Origin of the sequence: Mycolicibacterium aichiense (assembly GCF_010726245.1) — a bacterium.
Lineage (GTDB): Bacteria > Actinomycetota > Actinomycetes > Mycobacteriales > Mycobacteriaceae > Mycobacterium > Mycobacterium aichiense.
The window spans coordinates 891,176-905,584 of the sequence record NZ_AP022561.1 but is presented as its reverse complement, the minus strand read 5'-3'; the positions used below and the strand labels follow the sequence as shown (position 1 = coordinate 905,584).

The 14,409-nt window shown below is 68.5% G+C and carries 14 protein-coding genes and 1 pseudogene; 5 read left to right on the top strand and 10 right to left on the bottom strand.

The genetic code is table 11. From position 1 onward, the window contains the following. Nucleotides 1-40: 40 nt before the first annotated feature. The gene (locus G6N32_RS04425) at nt 41-1,759 is read left to right on the top strand and encodes an NAD-binding protein (protein WP_115317179.1); all 1,719 of its coding nucleotides are present in this window, start codon (nt 41-43) and stop codon (nt 1,757-1,759) included. Further along, nucleotides 1,743-2,615: a hypothetical protein gene (locus G6N32_RS04420; protein WP_115317181.1), complete on the top strand. Its 873-nt coding sequence runs from the start codon at nt 1,743-1,745 to the stop codon at nt 2,613-2,615. The genes G6N32_RS04425 and G6N32_RS04420 overlap by 17 nt, the downstream gene beginning before the upstream one ends. Here the strand turns inward: G6N32_RS04420 and G6N32_RS04415 are convergent. Continuing rightward, the gene (locus tag G6N32_RS04415) at nt 2,612-3,499 is read right to left on the bottom strand and encodes an amidohydrolase family protein (protein ID WP_115317183.1); all 888 of its coding nucleotides are present in this window, start codon (nt 3,497-3,499) and stop codon (nt 2,612-2,614) included. The two genes, G6N32_RS04420 and G6N32_RS04415, sit on opposite strands and share 4 nt — an antisense overlap. Nucleotides 3,500-3,591: 92 nt before the next feature. Here G6N32_RS04415 and G6N32_RS04410 point away from each other — a divergent pair, with 92 nt between their 5' ends. Continuing rightward, the gene (locus G6N32_RS04410) at nt 3,592-4,251 is read left to right on the top strand and encodes a response regulator (RefSeq protein WP_115317185.1); all 660 of its coding nucleotides are present in this window, start codon (nt 3,592-3,594) and stop codon (nt 4,249-4,251) included. A gap of 1 nt (nt 4,252) precedes the next feature. Here G6N32_RS04410 and G6N32_RS04405 read toward each other — a convergent pair whose 3' ends face one another. Beyond that, on the bottom strand, nt 4,253-4,477 hold the full coding sequence (locus G6N32_RS04405) for a three-helix bundle dimerization domain-containing protein (RefSeq protein ID WP_232077486.1): 225 nt from the start codon (nt 4,475-4,477) through the stop codon (nt 4,253-4,255). A gap of 143 nt (nt 4,478-4,620) precedes the next feature. Between G6N32_RS04405 and G6N32_RS04400 the strand changes: the two genes are divergently transcribed. Next, nucleotides 4,621-5,001: a hypothetical protein gene (locus G6N32_RS04400; RefSeq protein ID WP_115317187.1), complete on the top strand. Its 381-nt coding sequence runs from the start codon at nt 4,621-4,623 to the stop codon at nt 4,999-5,001. A gap of 20 nt (nt 5,002-5,021) precedes the next feature. Here the strand turns inward: G6N32_RS04400 and G6N32_RS04395 are convergent, their stop codons facing one another. The 6 genes from G6N32_RS04395 to G6N32_RS04370 are packed head-to-tail and all read right to left on the bottom strand — an operon-like array spanning nt 5,022 to nt 11,561. Continuing rightward, nucleotides 5,022-5,468, bottom strand: a complete 447-nt coding sequence (locus tag G6N32_RS04395; protein WP_115317189.1) for a type II toxin-antitoxin system Rv0910 family toxin — start codon at nt 5,466-5,468, stop codon at nt 5,022-5,024. A 3-nt stretch (nt 5,469-5,471) separates the two neighbouring features. After that, nucleotides 5,472-5,678 (bottom strand): antitoxin, encoded by a 207-nt coding sequence (locus tag G6N32_RS04390; protein ID WP_115317191.1) that lies wholly within the window; start codon nt 5,676-5,678, stop codon nt 5,472-5,474. A gap of 3 nt (nt 5,679-5,681) precedes the next feature. Then, nucleotides 5,682-8,084, bottom strand: a complete 2,403-nt coding sequence (locus G6N32_RS04385; protein ID WP_115317192.1) for an HAD-IC family P-type ATPase — start codon at nt 8,082-8,084, stop codon at nt 5,682-5,684. Beyond that, complete coding sequence (locus tag G6N32_RS04380) at nt 8,081-9,667, bottom strand: serine hydrolase (RefSeq protein ID WP_115317194.1); 1,587 nt, start codon at nt 9,665-9,667, stop codon at nt 8,081-8,083. The genes G6N32_RS04385 and G6N32_RS04380 overlap by 4 nt, the downstream gene beginning before the upstream one ends. Before the next feature lie 18 nt (nt 9,668-9,685). Further along, complete coding sequence (locus G6N32_RS04375) at nt 9,686-10,828, bottom strand: MBL fold metallo-hydrolase (RefSeq protein ID WP_115317196.1); 1,143 nt, start codon at nt 10,826-10,828, stop codon at nt 9,686-9,688. 1 nt (nt 10,829) lies between these two features. Beyond that, entirely contained in the window at nt 10,830-11,561 is a 732-nt protein-coding gene (locus G6N32_RS04370; protein WP_115317197.1) for an enoyl-CoA hydratase, read from the bottom strand. A 33-nt stretch (nt 11,562-11,594) separates the two neighbouring features. Between G6N32_RS04370 and G6N32_RS04365 the strand changes: the two genes are divergently transcribed. Continuing rightward, nucleotides 11,595-13,067 (top strand): carboxyl transferase domain-containing protein, encoded by a 1,473-nt coding sequence (locus G6N32_RS04365; RefSeq protein ID WP_115317199.1) that lies wholly within the window; start codon nt 11,595-11,597, stop codon nt 13,065-13,067. On the opposite strand, the gene G6N32_RS04360 is transcribed toward G6N32_RS04365, so the two are convergent. Next, the gene (locus G6N32_RS04360) at nt 13,064-13,663 is read right to left on the bottom strand and encodes an NUDIX hydrolase (protein WP_172507209.1); all 600 of its coding nucleotides are present in this window, start codon (nt 13,661-13,663) and stop codon (nt 13,064-13,066) included. The genes G6N32_RS04365 and G6N32_RS04360 overlap by 4 nt on opposite strands. 58 nt (nt 13,664-13,721) lie before the next feature. Continuing rightward, nucleotides 13,722-14,369, bottom strand: a pseudogene (locus tag G6N32_RS04355) (phosphoribosyltransferase); the annotation flags it as partial. Nucleotides 14,370-14,409 lie beyond the last annotated feature (40 nt).

Here is a 14,409-nt window from a genome sequence, read left to right as displayed (position 1 = left end):
TGACCCGTCACGACGGGACTTTCCGAAGTAGCGTTCCCCCATGCGGGGCCACACCATCGTCTGCGGCGACGACGCGCTCGGGTTGCGGATCATCGAGGAACTCAACAACGCGGGGGTCAGTGTCGCGATCTCGCAGGCCCCGGAAGATCTCGAGGACGCCGGGATAGCCACCGCCGATGCGGTGATCTGTGCCGACGACGACGATGCGCTCAATCTGGAGATCGCACTGCTCGCCCGACAGGCCAACCCGAGGGCGCGCATCGTGGCTCGGCTGTCCAATGCGGTGTTGCGCGAGGCCATGGCCGACGGCAACGGGCCTGGCGCCATCCTCGACGTGGCGGACCTGGCGGCGCCATCTGTGGTGGAAGCACTGCTGAAACGGACCACCCACACCATCTCGGTGGCCGGAGTGGACTTCGTCGTGACCGGCGCCACCGCCCGGCGGGACGGCAGTCTGCGGGAGATCTTCGGCGACCTCGCCCCGGTCGCGGTGATCCGCGGCGAGAGCTCGGACAATCCCGGCGAGGTGATCGCGTGTCCTGGCCGCGACGTGCAGGTACACGCGGGTGACTGGACGGCGATGATCGGGACCGCCGACGAACTCGCCGAGCGGGGTATCGAAGTCGCCAAGCCGATACCGGCATCCCCGCGGGCGCGGCCGCTGTTCGTCCGGATCTCGGATGCGGTGCGCGCATTCGCCGACGACCTGAACCCGATGTTCTACCGTGCGCTGGCGGTGTCGGCCACGTTGCTGATCGGTTCGACGATCATGCTGCGATTCGCCTACCAGCAGCCGGGAATGGATTGGATCGACGCGCTCTACTTCTCCGCGGAGACCATCGCGACCGTCGGGTACGGCGACTTCAATTTCCTGGATCAGCCGGACTGGCTGCGGTTGTGGGGCGTCGTCATGATGTTCGCCGGGGTCGCCACCACCGCCATCGTGGTGGCGTTCGTAGCCGATGTGCTTCTCTCGCATCGGATTTCACAGGCCGCCAGCAAGCAGAAGGTTCGCCACCTCCAGCGCCACGTCGTGGTGGTGGGTCTCGGCTCGTTCGGGATCGGGGTGGCGGCTGTGCTCAAGGCAGCCGGGCACGACGTCGCCGTGATCGAACGCGACGAGGACAACCGCTACCTGTCGGCGGCGGCCGAACTGGGTGTCCCGGTGATCTTCGGTGACGCCACTCTGCGCCAGACGCTGGAGGCTGCCCGTATCGGCGATGCCCGTGCGGTCGCGGTGCTCACCCAGGACGATGTGGTCAACATCGAGACCGGCATCGTGGTGCGCGAGATGCTCGGTCCGCGAGCACTTCCCGAGATCCAACGCCCCGACGTTCCGATCGTGCTGCGCATCTACGACCGGGCGCTCGGATCGGCGGTCGGCACTCGATTCAAGTTCGAGTTCGTCCGCTCGACGGTCGACCTGGCCACGCCGTGGTTCATCGGCGAGGCGATGGGCCTCGATGTGCTGGGGACCTTCTCGGTCGGTCAGCGGTCGTTCATGGTCGGTGCGGTGCAGGTGCAGCCCGGCAGCGAACTGGACGGTATCCGGATGTTCCAGCTGTCGACCCAGACCCGGGTCATCTCCATCGCCCGGGCGGGGTCACCGCTGCGGCTGCATCCGCGCCGCGACACCCCGCTGATCGCCGGCGACACCGCTTACCTCGTCGGCCCGTACCGCGAACTGATCGCCACCCTGCGCAAGGGGCAACACCGACAGGTTGATCGCCTACCCTCTGCTCATGACGGAGTCGGGTGAACCGGTCGGCACCAGGCGGCGCCTCGAGGAGCGCTACCGCCGTCTGCAGGAGTCGCGGCGGCTGAAGCCGCTGACGGCGTGGGTCACGCGGTACAACGACATCGACGGCGGCACACAGGGAGCGCTGGTGTCCACCCAGCTGTTCACCACGGTCATCCCGCTGATGGTCATCGGCTTCAGCTACATGCAGGGCTTCGCCGACAACGCGAGCCCCGGCACGATCTTCACCCGTCAGTTCGGCCTCGAACACCCGCTGTCCGACCGGTTACGGGAAGCGTTCGGCAATTCGGCAGGACTGCGGGCGGACTGGACGCTGATCGGCGTCGCGAGCTTCCTGGTCTGGGGTATCCCCATGGCGTCCTCGGTCGCGACGATCTTCGCCAAGGCGTGGCGCCGAGAGCAGTACAGCCTGGTGACCCGATTGTTGCGCGGCACAGCATGGTTCGCGTTGTACCTCGTCAGCATCGCCGTGCGGGAGCGGATCATGTTCGGCCATCACCACCACGGTCTCCCCCGGGCGCTGCTGTTCGTCGTCGGCCTGCTGCCGGTGTGGCTGTTCTGGTCACTGACCCCGGTCCTGCTGGTCCGTGACGGCGGCCGAGGTGTCAGTCCGCTGGCCCTCGCGGGGCTGGCCGGCGTGGTGATCGACGGCATCGTGATCCCGCTGGGCTCCCGCCTGGTATTCCCCTCGCTGCTGCACGACTGGGACGGGTTCGGCCCGATCGGCGTGGCGATGGCGCTGCTGATCTGGTGCGGCGCGGTGGGCACCGGCTGGGTGCTGACGGCCTGCGCGGGCGCGGTGCTGTGGGAACGCAACGCACCGTCGGAGATGGTGGTCGACTCCCAGATCGCCTAGGCCAGTCGCAGCACACCCAGGGCGTTCTCCTTGAGGATCTTGCGCGCCACCACGGGATCGATGCCGAGCGCATCGAAGTCCTGCCGCCAGCGATCCAGCGCGATGTAGGGGTGATCGGTGCCGAACAGGGCCTTGGTGGCGAGCTGCCGCCTCAGGGCCGAAACGAGTTGTGGTGGGAAGTATTTGGGCGACCACCCGGACAGGTCGATGTAGACGTTGGCTTTGTGCGACGCGATCGCGATCTGCGAGTCGACCCAGGGCACCGCCGGGTGAGCCATCACGACGGTGAGATCCGGGAAGTCGGCGGCGACGTCGTCGAGCAACATCGGGTCGGAGTAGCGCAGCTTGATGCCATGCCCGCCGGGCAACGCCGACCCCAGTCCGGTCTGGCCGGTGTGGAACAGTGCGGGCACTCCGGCGGCGGCGATGGCCTCGTAGATCGGATAGAACCGGCGATCGTTGGGTTCGAAGCCCTGCAGGCTCGGGTGGAACTTGAAGCCCTTGACCCCGTAGTCGCCGCTCAGCTCGGCCACCCGTTGCACCGCGCCGGGATCCCACGGGTCGACGGACCCGAAGGGGATCAGCACGTCGTTGTTGCGCACCGTCCCGGCGATCAGCTCCTCGACCGAGTTGGGCCGGCGCCCGGACACCGTGTGGGCGTCGATGGTGAACACCACCGCGGCGGTGTTGTGCTGCCGGTAATGCGCGGCGAGGTCGTCGACGCGGGTGAAGTAGTCGGTACCGAGCTTGAAGTACCGTCCGGTGGCCTCGGCCAGCTCGTCGTCGTAGGCACAGTGGCCGCTCGCGTCGACCTCGACGTGGGTGTGGAAGTCGATGGCGTCGACCGCCGAGAGGTCGATCGCGGGTACGTACCTGACGGTCACCGACGCAGTCTAGGAGAGCTCGGAAGCGTCCTCCGCTGATTTCATGACCAAAGTCCCTACCGGCCGGTAATCGTCCCGGGCTTCACTGCTGTGTGCTCAAGGTGTTCCTGGTCGACGACCACGAAGTCGTGCGCCGCGGTCTGGCAGATCTTCTCAGCGCCGATCCCGAACTGACGGTGGTCGGCGAGGCGGCGACGGTGGCCGAAGCGCTGGCCCGGATCCCGGCCGCCGCACCCGACGTCGCGGTGCTCGACGTCCGGTTGCCCGACGGCAGCGGGATCGACCTGTGCCGGGATCTGCTGGCTGCCAACGACGACCTGCGGTGCCTCATCCTGACGGCGTTCACCGACGAACAGTCCATGCTCGACGCGATCCTTGCCGGTGCCAGCGGCTACGTGGTCAAGGATATCCGCGGGATGGCGCTGGCCGAGGCGATCAAGACCGTGGGAAGCGGAAAGTCGTTGTTGGACAACCGCGCCGCGGCCGCCCTGATGTCACGGCTGCGCAGGGACACCGAGCAGGACGAGCGGTTACGGGACTTGTCGTCCACCGAACGCACACTGCTGCAACTGTTGGGCGAGGGCCTGACCAATCGGGAGATCGGCCAGCGGATGTTCCTGGCCGAGAAGACCGTGAAGAACTACGTGTCGCGGCTGCTGCTCAAGCTCGGCTTCGCCGGGCGCACCCAGGCCGCGTTGTTCGCCGCCGAGAACCTGCGCCGCCATGAGAGCGGCCCGGTGGTGACGCCGTAGGTCAGACCGAGATCTCGACGGCGGGTTGCAGGACGAACGTCGCGCGGCAGGACCGTTCGACGAACAGCGGCACGAACTCCCGGATCCTGGCGTCGTCGAACCGGCGATAGGTGCTGTCCACCGTCTCGGTGATGATGTGGTCCGGCACGTACGGGAACGATTCGGTCAGGCGGCTGACCACCTGATCGATCTGGCGCTGCTCTTCAGCACGTTCCACGCCGGACATCATCGGACGAAATACGCGGTTTGCGCAACTATCGGCACGACGGCGGGTGACGGCCGGGTAGCGGGTTGATGAACAGCGAGCCATGAAAGCCGTGTCATTCCACCCGGTGCGCGCACAGTCATCGGGTCGGATACAGTTCGGCCGTGACCTCACCGAGCAATGTGGACGCAGGCGACCAGACGCCCGAATCCGCGAATCGCCTTCAGGCCGAACATCTCCGGGAGATGCTGCTGGCCCAGTGCGAGCAACTCGACGCCGACCTGGCCACCTACGGCGCGGCGCTCGAGCGCTACCAGCGGCGCGGTGAGCAAACTCAGGCCCGGCGCATTCGCGGCATGATCCGCGCCGCCGAACGCGAGCGTCGCTCGGTGCAGGATCTGATCGCCGGGCTGGAATGCCGGTTCCTGGTCACGGAGACCGCACGCAGCGAACAGGCCCGGCGCCTTCCCGGCCTGGCCGCCGCCCGCCAGAGCGCGCCTCGCGTGCACCCGTACCCGACCCCGCACCGGGTCATCAGGAATTAGCGCTCAGACGGACGCGAACGCTAGGACGGACTAAAGACCGCGACGAAGCGGTCCAGCGACTCCTTGATGTCGCCCTTCAGCGCGCCGGCCACGACCATGCCGATCGGGCCGAACAGTGCCGCGCCGCCCAGGTGGACATCCATGGTCACCACCGAGGTGTTGGCGTCCTTATCATTCGGCCGCACCTTGCCGATCAGCTTGACCTTGACCCCACCCACACCGGCGCCGTTGAGTGTCATGGCTTCCGGCGCCTTGAAGTGGACGATCTCCCACTTCACCCGGTTGGGCATGCCCTTGACCTCGACGATGGACTCCACGACGGTGCCCTTTTCGAGGGTCTCGGGCAGCTTGGAGCGCCACACCCGGTGGATGGTCAGCCAGTCCTTGTAGCGCGACAGGTCCGAGGCGTGCTGCCACGCCTGCTCGGGCGGTAATGGAACATCTACGGATACAGAGAGTTTCGCCATGGGTCAGCTTGGTTCGTCGCCTTTGTCGGTGCGGTTGGACTCGACGTAGTTGTTGGCGGCATCCTGCACCTTGTCTACGGTGCTGGAGTACTTGCCCTGCGTCTTTTGGTCGATGATGTCGCCGGCCTTGTCGATGGCCTGGCCCACTTTGTCGGCATTCTCACCCAAGACTTCCTTGGTCTTGCCGAGGGCTTTGTCGAGGAATCCCATCGGTCAATCTTGCACCGCGGGCTCGGTCCGCCACAACATCCGCGGTTCGCCGAGCACTCGGCCCTGCACCCACCAGGCCACCTCGACCAGACCGGCGGCGAGCAACCCCATCGCCAGACCGGTCGAGGTGATCTCCAGGTTCGAGGGATCGAGCATGAAGGCCTTACGCGCTGCCGGTATGGCGAAGATCACCACATAAGCCAGTCCCGACGCGGCCACCAGCGCCACCCGCCACCACTGGTAGGGCCGAGCGACCACCGCGAGCACCCAGACCGCCCCCATCAGCAGCGTGATCAGCGCCGCGGTCGAGGCCTGGGTTTGCTCGGTCACAGTCGCGTCGGTCTTGTGATTGGCGATCAGGTACGACGTGTAGGTCATCACGCCGATCACCACCCCGGACGGTAGTGCCGAGGTCATCACGCGCCGCACGAACCCGGTGTGGGCCCGCTCGTTGTTGGGCGCCAGCGACAGGATGAAGGCCGGGATGCCGATGGTGAACCACGCCGCGATCGTCACGTGGATCGGCTGAAACGGGTACAGCAGCGAGGGTGTACCGAACAGCTTGTGCGACAGCCCGGCCAGCCCCACCAGAAGGGCCAGCAGCACCGAGTAGACGGTCTTGGTGAGGAACAGGTTGGAGACCCGTTCGATGTTGCCGATCACGCGCCTGCCCTCGCCGACCACATAGGGCAGGGTGGCGAACTTGTTGTCCAGCAGCACGATTTGCGCGACCGCGCGCGACGCCGGGGAGCCTGAGCCCATCGCCACGCCGATGTCGGCGTCCTTGAGCGCCAGCACGTCGTTGACACCGTCACCGGTCATCGCGACGGTGTGGTCGCGCGACTGCAGGGCGTGCACCATGGCCCGTTTCTGGTCAGGACGCACCCGGCCGAACGTGGTGTAGGTGGCCATCGCATCGGCCAAGGCGTCGGCGTCCGTCGGCAGCTGGCGAGCGTCCAGGGTCTCGCCGTGCAAGCCCAGCGTCTCGGCCACCGCCCCGACCGACACCGCGTTGTCACCCGAGATCACCTTGACCGAGACATTCTGCGAGGCAAAGTATTCCAGCGTGTCTCGGGCGTCGGGCCGGACCCGCTGCTCGAGCACCACCAGCGCCACCGGGGTGACACGGCCCGGCGCATCCGGACTGTCTACGGGCAGATCACTGGCACCGAGCAGCAGCACCCGCATGCCGCGGGAACCGATCTCCTCGGCCTGCGCTGCGGTCGGCGAGTCGGGGTCCAGCAGGACGTCGGGGGCACCGATCAGCCAGTTCCCCTGCTCGCCGTAGGACACCCCGCTCCATTTCGTGGCGGACTTGAACGGTGCTGCGGCCGTTGCGGTCCAGCCCGGCGCGTGCGGATAGGCCTCGGCGATCGCCTGCATGCTGGCGTTGGGCTTGGGGTCGTCGGCGGCCAGTGAGGCCAGCACGTCGGCCACCCGATGGTCGTCCTCGCTCACCGAAGTGACGTCGGCCAGTCGCATGCCGTTCTCGGTGAGGGTGCCGGTCTTGTCGGCGCAGACCACATCGACGCGGGCCAACCCTTCGATGGCAGGCAGTTCCTGCACCAGACATTGCCTGCGCCCCAACCGGATCACTCCGACCGCGAACGCGATCGACGTCATCAGCACCAGGCCCTCGGGAACCATCGGCACCAGGGCCCCGACCATCCGCAGCACCGACTCGCGCCAGCCCACATCCGTCGTGAACAACTGGGTGTAGATGACCAGCAGCCCGGTGGGCCACAGCAAGTAGGTGATGAACTGCAGGATCTTGTTGATGCCGCTGCGGAGTTCGGATTTGACCAGGGTGAACTTGCTGGCCTCCTCGGCGAGCTTGGCGGCGTAGGCTTCCCGGCCCACTTTGGTGGCGCGATACGCCCCGGTGCCGGCAACCACGAAGCTGCCGGACATGACGGTGTCCCCGGTGTGCTTGGCGATCGGGTCGGCCTCGCCGGTGAGCAGCGACTCGTCGACCTCGAGATTGGCGGCCTCGAGCAGTTCGCCATCGACGACGATCTGGTCTCCCGGGCCGAGTTCGATGATGTCGTCGAGCACTACTTCGTTGGGCGGCAACGGTTTTGTGCCCGTCCGCCGGCGCACGGTGGGTCTGGCCTGCCCGACGATGGCGAGGTTGTCCAGCGTCTTCTTAGCACGCAGTTCCTGGATGATGCCGATACCGCTGTTGGCGATGATGAGCAGTCCGAACATGCCGTTGATCAGTGATCCGGTGGAGAGCACGATCAGCAGCAGCACCCCCAGGATGGCGTTGATGCGGGTGAAAACGTTGGCCCGCACCACCTCCGCGACACTGCGCGACGCGCGGGTGGGCACGTCGTTGGTCTGACCTGCGGCGATCCGGGCAGCGACGTCGTCGGTGGACAGGCCCGCCGCTACATCGAGACTCATCGGATGAAGGTCCCCATTCTGTCGTCGTCGTAGTACTCGAGCGTCAGCTTGTCGCCATCGAAGGTCGCGGTGGAAATGCTGCCGGGCGGGAAGTTCTCGGATGCGAACGTGAACGTGAAGACGTTGCCGTCCCAGTGGCTGAGTTCAAGGGTGTCCGGCCGCGGCCCCAACGACAGCGTGAGCGTGCCGTTCTTCTCGGCGACCACTGCCGCACCCCAGTAGTCGTTGCGGTAGGTGCCGGCATAGCTCGCGGCCGGTTGGGCCGGGGCCGGGTTGGCCGGCGGCGTCTTGCCCGCGAGCGTGCCGAACGGCTTGTCCATGTCGGCGAACGCGTGGGCGTAGAGCGCTCGCCAGTCCTGGCGCACCTCGCCGAACTGAACCAGGTCGGCGAATTCCGCGGTCAGCGTCTCCGGGATGCCGGTCGGGGTGGCGTTGGTCAGCGCGACGATCGCGACGTCGGCCGACGGGATGATCACGAAGTTGGTTGCGGCGCCGAGGTCGAAGGCCCCGGAATGGCTCAGCTGCACCCGGGCCGCGGATGTCGTGCCGACGTTGAACCCGTACCCGTAGAAGCCCGAGCGCATCGCCGGCTCCGTCGGCGGGTTCGACACGATCTGCGGGGACACCGCGGGCAGCAGCGCGGCGGGGTCGACGATCTGCCTGCCGTTGTACTGTCCGTCGGCCAGCATCATCGCCAGCCAATGGGTGAGGTCGTTCACCGAGGAACTCACCCCGCCCGCGGGCGCTTCGGGATCCGCGTCGCGCTTGTACAGCGGCTTATAGGCCCCGTCGATGCGGATGTGCCCGACCGCCTTGTCCGCCCTGGCCTCGTAGTCGGCGAACACCGAGCTGGTCGACGCCATGCCAAGCGGCCGGTACAGCACCTCGTCGCTGAGGTCCTCCCAGGACTTGCCTGCCGCCGCCGCCACCGCCTCGGCGGCTGCGGTCAGCCCGAAGTTTGTGTACGCGTAGGAGATTCGGAACGGCGCCAGCGGAAGCTGGCGCAGCCGTTCCAGGATGTACCGCCGGTCGTAGCCGAGGTCCTCGAGCTTATCCCCGGCGTGGTCGGGCAGTCCGGAGCGGTGCGAATAGAGGTCACCGACGGTGACCATCCTGGTGGCGGCCGGGTCCGACAGCGCGAACCAGGGCAACCTGTCGGTCACCGGGGTGTTCCAGCCGATGGCATTCTGGCTTACCTGATGGGCGACGACGGTGGCGCCGATCGGCTTGGATACCGACGCCAGCTGGAACACCGTGTCAGGATCGACCTTGTTGGTGGGGTCGTCGGCGGAGCGGGTGCCGTCCTTGACGCCAAAGCCCTTGGCGTACACCGTCTTACCGCCGTGCACCACCGCAACCGCCATCCCGGGGATGCCCGCGGACTTCATCAGGTCGGCAGCGATCCCATCGAGCTTGGCGACGGCGTTCTCAACGGCGTTGTCCGGCAGCGCCATGGCGGGCACCAGCGGCGGTGGCTGGTCGGACAGCGGCGGGCTTGCCCCGGGCTTGGATGCTGTGCCGCTACACGCGGTGAGCGCGGCGACCAGGGCGACGATCGCGGCACGTGCTGCCAGAGCGGTCATGGCTTGCACCGTAGTGGCTCACAGTTGCCACCACTTGTCTATTGCTCCGGCCGCGCCCGCCACGACCCGGCCACCCGGCCTGGGCACCGCCGCCTGCACGCCGGCCTCGTCGGCGGCCGCCAGCATCCGCTCGACCGGCTCGGCCCACGGATGGGGAGCCAGCCGGAACGTGCACCAGTGGATCGGTACCAGCAGCCCGGCATCGGTGACATCGCGGTGGGCGCGCACCGCCTCCTCCGGGTTCATGTGGATATCCGGCCAGGATTTGTTGTAGGCCCCGATCGGCATCAACGTCAGGTCGAAGGGGCCGTGCTCGGCGCCGATGTCAGCGAAGCTGCGGGTATACCCGGTGTCGCCGCCGAAGTAGGCGCGGTGCTGCGGGCCGACGATCGCCCACGACGCCCACAGCGTGGTGTTGCGGGACAGGAACCGGCCGGAGAAGTGCCGCGCGGGCGTGCACACCAGGGTGAGGTCCCCGATGCGGGCTTCGGCGTTCCAGTCGAGTTCGATGATGCGTTCCCGCGGGACACGCCACTGCCGCAGGTGAGCGCCGACGCCGAGCGGCACGACGAACGGCGCCCGCTGGGTGCGGACCAGCCCCAGCACGGTGTCCATGTCGAGATGGTCGTAGTGGTCGTGGCTGATCACGACCGCGTCCAGCGCGGGCAGCGCCTCCAGCGGGGCGGGCACCGGGTGCAACCGCTGCGGCCCGACGCTGCGCGACGGCGAGCAGCGCTCACTCCACACCGGGTCGGTGAGCACCCGGTAGCCGTCGATCTCCAGCAGCGCCGTCGAGTGGCCCAGCCAGCTGACCGCCAGCGGCTCGGACTTGGTGGCCGCCGGCGCGACCAGCGGCACGGTGCCCGCGGGGCGGCTGGCCGAGCGGGTGGAGAACATGTCGAACAGGACCAGGCGGCTTTCCTCGGAGTCCAGCCGCAAGGCACTGGCGGGCTCGAGGTTGTGGAACACCCCGTCGCGGTAGTTGGGCGAGGTGTCGGCCACCGGGCGGATGTCTCCGGGCCCGGCCCCGAGCGATGCTGGGGTGTCGTTGAGGGCGCGTAGCAGCCATCCGCCGCCGGCCAGCGACGCGGTCCCGGCGGCCAGCCGCACCGCGGCCCTCCCGGAGGGCAGGAGCGCAGCGACCCGGGAAAGGCCCGGCATGTCAGGCGCCCGTGAACTTGGCGGGGCGCTTCTCGATGCGCGCCACCTGGGCTTCGATGACATCCTGGCTGCCCCACGCCTTGTCGAACAGTTCCTTGTGGGTGGGCCCCTGCTCCTCGTACGCGCCGTCGTCGTTCAGCACCCGCTTGGACGCCTGCAGCGACAGCGGCGCCAGCCCGGCGATCTCCTGCGCCCACGCCTGCGCGTCGGCCAGGTCGCCGAGCCGGTTGGCCATCCCGGTCATCAACGCCGTGTCGGCGTCCAGGCGCTCGGCGCCCAGCAGCATGCCGCGGGCCCGCCCGTAACCGGCCAGCGAGGACAGCCGCCGGACACTCCAGTTGTCCAGCGCCAGACCGTATTTCGCGATCGGGAACTGGAAGTAGGCGCCGGGAGCAACCACTCGAAGGTCGCAGATCATCGCGAGCTGCACCCCGGCACCGATCGCGGGGCCGTTGATGGCGGCGATCACCGGCATCGGCGCGGCGTCGATCGACTTGTTCAGCGCGATGGCCTTGTCGGGGAAATCGGCGGCGAACACGTCTCCGGACAGATCCGCGCCCGCGCAGAACACGGTGCCCTGCCCGGTCAGCACGATTGCGCGGACATCGTCGGCTGCGGCCTTCTCCACGGCGTCGCGCAGCGTGTCGACAAGTTCGGAGTTGAGCGCGTTGCGTCGTTCCGGACGCTGCAGCTCGATGGTGGTCACATCCCCCACGCGGTTGATACCGATCATGGTTCGAGGGTACTGGCCGGATAATCTCGTCGCGTGAGCCGCATCGGGGCTGCCGAGCTACGCGACGCCGCGCTGGACCCTGGTTCCTTCCGGAGCTGGGACAGCGAACCGCTGGATGTCGGCGCCGACGCCGCCTACGCCGGTGAGCTCGAACGGGCCCGCGCCAAGACCGGCTTCGACGAGGCGGTGCTGACCGGCGAGGGCACCGTCCACGGCCGCCGGGTCGCCGTCGTCGCCTGCGAATTCGACTTCCTCGCCGGGTCCATCGGGGTGGCCGCCGCCGAACGTGTCACCGCGGCGATCGAACGTGCGACCGCCGAGAAGCTGCCACTGCTGGCGTCGCCGAGCTCGGGTGGCACCCGCATGCAGGAGGGCACCGTCGCGTTCCTGCAGATGGTGAAGATCGCCGCGGCCGTCACGCAGCACAAGCGGGCGCACCTGCCGTATCTGGTGTACCTGCGGCATCCGACGACCGGTGGGGTGTTCGCGTCCTGGGGCTCGTTGGGCCACATCACCGCCGCGCAGCCCGGTGCGCTGATCGGGTTCCTCGGGCCTCGGGTGTACGAGCAGCTCTACGGCGAACCGTTCCCGCCGGGCGTGCAGACCGCGGAGAACCTGTTGCGGCACGGTGTAATTGACGCGGTCGTTGGCATCGACTCATTGCGCGTGACGTTGGACCGGGCGCTGAGGGTCATCACCGACGCCCCGGGCCGTCCGCCGGCCGCACTGCCCGACGAGCCGATCCCGGACATCCCGGCGTGGGAGTCGGTCGTGGCATCGCGGCGTCCGGACCGGCCGGGGGTGAGCTGGCTACTGCGCGAAGGCGCAACGGACCGGGTGCCACTGTCCGGCACACACGGCGATGCGGCCACCACGGCGCTGGCCCTGGCCCGGTTCGGCGACCAGCCGGCCGTCGTCGTCGGTCAACAGCGTGTAGTGGGCGGGGTGGTAGGCCCCGCCGCCCTGCGGGAAGCCCGCCGCGGCATGGCCTTGGCCGCCGGGCTGAAGCTGCCGCTGGTGCTGGTGATCGACACCGCCGGGCCTGCACTGTCGGCGGAGGCCGAACAGGACGGCCTGGCCGGTGAGATCGCCCGCTGCCTGGCGGATCTGGTCATGCTGGACACCCCGACGGTGTCGGTGCTGCTCGGCCAGGGCAGCGGCGGCCCGGCGCTGGCGATGGTTCCGGCCGACCGGGTGCTGGCCGCCCAGCACGGCTGGCTGGCGCCGCTGCCACCAGAAGGCGCCAGCGCCATCGTGTTCCGCGACACCGACCACGCCCCGGAACTGGCTGCGGCACAGGGTGTCCGGTCACTCGACTTGTTGCACAACGGCATCGTCGACGCGATCGTGCCCGAGCATCCCGACGCCGCCGACGAGCCGGTGGAGTTCGCACGCCGGTTGTCTGTGGCGATCGCCCGCGAGATCCATGATCTGCGCGAGACCCCGTCCGAACAGAGGTACGCCGCCCGGCTGGCGCGTTACCGGCGAATCGGATTGCCCCACTAGGGGTTCGACACGCGCCGGAACAATTCCGCGGGCCTGCCGCCGGTCCGGGTGACCAGATGGCCGGTCGGGCATAGCAGGGGCTTCATCAGGCGCCGGAACCCGTCTCGCTGAAGGGGTCGGCCCGCCACCGCCTGGTGCACCCGGTGCAGCTCACCAAGGGTGAACTGGCGCCCCAGCAGGTGGTCGGGGTCGGGCCGATCGGCGTAGCGGTCCCGGACTTCCTGTGCCGCGCGGGCAATGATCTCGGCGTGCCCGAATCCCAGCCGGCCGGGGCGGGCCACTGGGACCAGCCGGGTGTCGCGCGGCCTGCGGGAGTCTAGCCGGCGGATCGGCACGACTTCGACATGGGCCACCGACAACACCCAGCCCCGACTGTCCCGGGCCGGGTCGTCGTACACCCGCAGTTGGCGCGGTCGCAGCCCGCGCACGTCGGCTTTGGTCCGCAGCGACCGTTCGACCGCGTCGGCCAGCCGCTCACCGGGGTGCAGGAAGGTGCCGGGCAGCGCCCAGCCCGGTCCATCGGTACGGCGCACCTGCAGAACCGACAACTCCGGGTCGGCCGGATCGAGGGTCAGCAGCGCGGTGTCGACCGCCACGTGCGGGCACGGATAGTCACTGAGCGGGTGTTGGGTTGAGTCGCTGATTAACTCATCATTGCGTAAAGCCCCGGGCCGCGCAGTCCAGCAGGGCGGTCACCTGCTCGTCGGAGGTCTGCCGGAAGTCGTCGTAGCCCTGCCCGACCGCACTGAAATACCGTGGCGCGCCGAGACATACCACCTCGTCGGCGTAGCAGCGCAGCTCGGCGATGGTGTCCGGGGCTCCGATCGGGGCGGCCAACACCACCTTCGCCGCGCCCCGCGCACGAGCCACCAGGCAGGCTGCGCGCGCGGTGGAACCGGTGGCGAAACCGTCGTCGACAATCAGCACTACCCGGCCGGTCAGCGGCTGCGGGGTGCGGTCGCCGCGGTAGCGCGCGACGCGGCGCGCAAGCTCGGTGCGCTGCTCGGCGTCCACCTCGGCGATCTCGGCGTCGCTGACCACCACGTGCCGCAACACCGCGTCGTTGATGACGCGCACGCCGTCCTCGCCGATCGCGCCGAAGGCCAGTTCGGGCTGCCCGGGTACCCCGAGCTTGCGTACGACGAGCACATCGAGCGGCGCGGCCAGAGCCTTGGCGACCTCGAAGGCCACCGGCACACCGCCGCGGGGCAGTCCGAGGACGAGGGCGTCACGCCCGCGGTAGGCCGTCAGCGACTCGGCGAGCCGCCGGCCCGCATCCGCCCGGTCGGCGAAGCGCTGCATACCGTCGAGTATCCGCCGAGCGGGAGTGATCAGCCTGGCA

Excerpts from the sequence above, each read along its gene's own strand:
- G6N32_RS04425 (WP_115317179.1), top strand. The coding sequence starts at position 41 with ATGCGGGGCCACACCATCGTCTGCGGCGACGACGCGCTCGGGTTGCGG.
- G6N32_RS04420 (WP_115317181.1), top strand. The coding sequence starts at position 1,743 with ATGACGGAGTCGGGTGAACCGGTCGGCACCAGGCGGCGCCTCGAGGAG.
- G6N32_RS04405 (WP_232077486.1), bottom strand. The coding sequence starts at position 4,477 with ATGTCCGGCGTGGAACGTGCTGAAGAGCAGCGCCAGATCGATCAGGTG.
- G6N32_RS04395 (WP_115317189.1), bottom strand. The coding sequence starts at position 5,468 with ATGGCGAAACTCTCTGTATCCGTAGATGTTCCATTACCGCCCGAGCAG.
- G6N32_RS04390 (WP_115317191.1), bottom strand. The coding sequence starts at position 5,678 with ATGGGATTCCTCGACAAAGCCCTCGGCAAGACCAAGGAAGTCTTGGGT.
- G6N32_RS04385 (WP_115317192.1), bottom strand. The coding sequence starts at position 8,084 with ATGAGTCTCGATGTAGCGGCGGGCCTGTCCACCGACGACGTCGCTGCC.
- G6N32_RS04380 (WP_115317194.1), bottom strand. The coding sequence starts at position 9,667 with ATGACCGCTCTGGCAGCACGTGCCGCGATCGTCGCCCTGGTCGCCGCG.
- G6N32_RS04375 (WP_115317196.1), bottom strand. The coding sequence starts at position 10,828 with ATGCCGGGCCTTTCCCGGGTCGCTGCGCTCCTGCCCTCCGGGAGGGCC.
- G6N32_RS04370 (WP_115317197.1), bottom strand. The coding sequence starts at position 11,561 with ATGATCGGTATCAACCGCGTGGGGGATGTGACCACCATCGAGCTGCAG.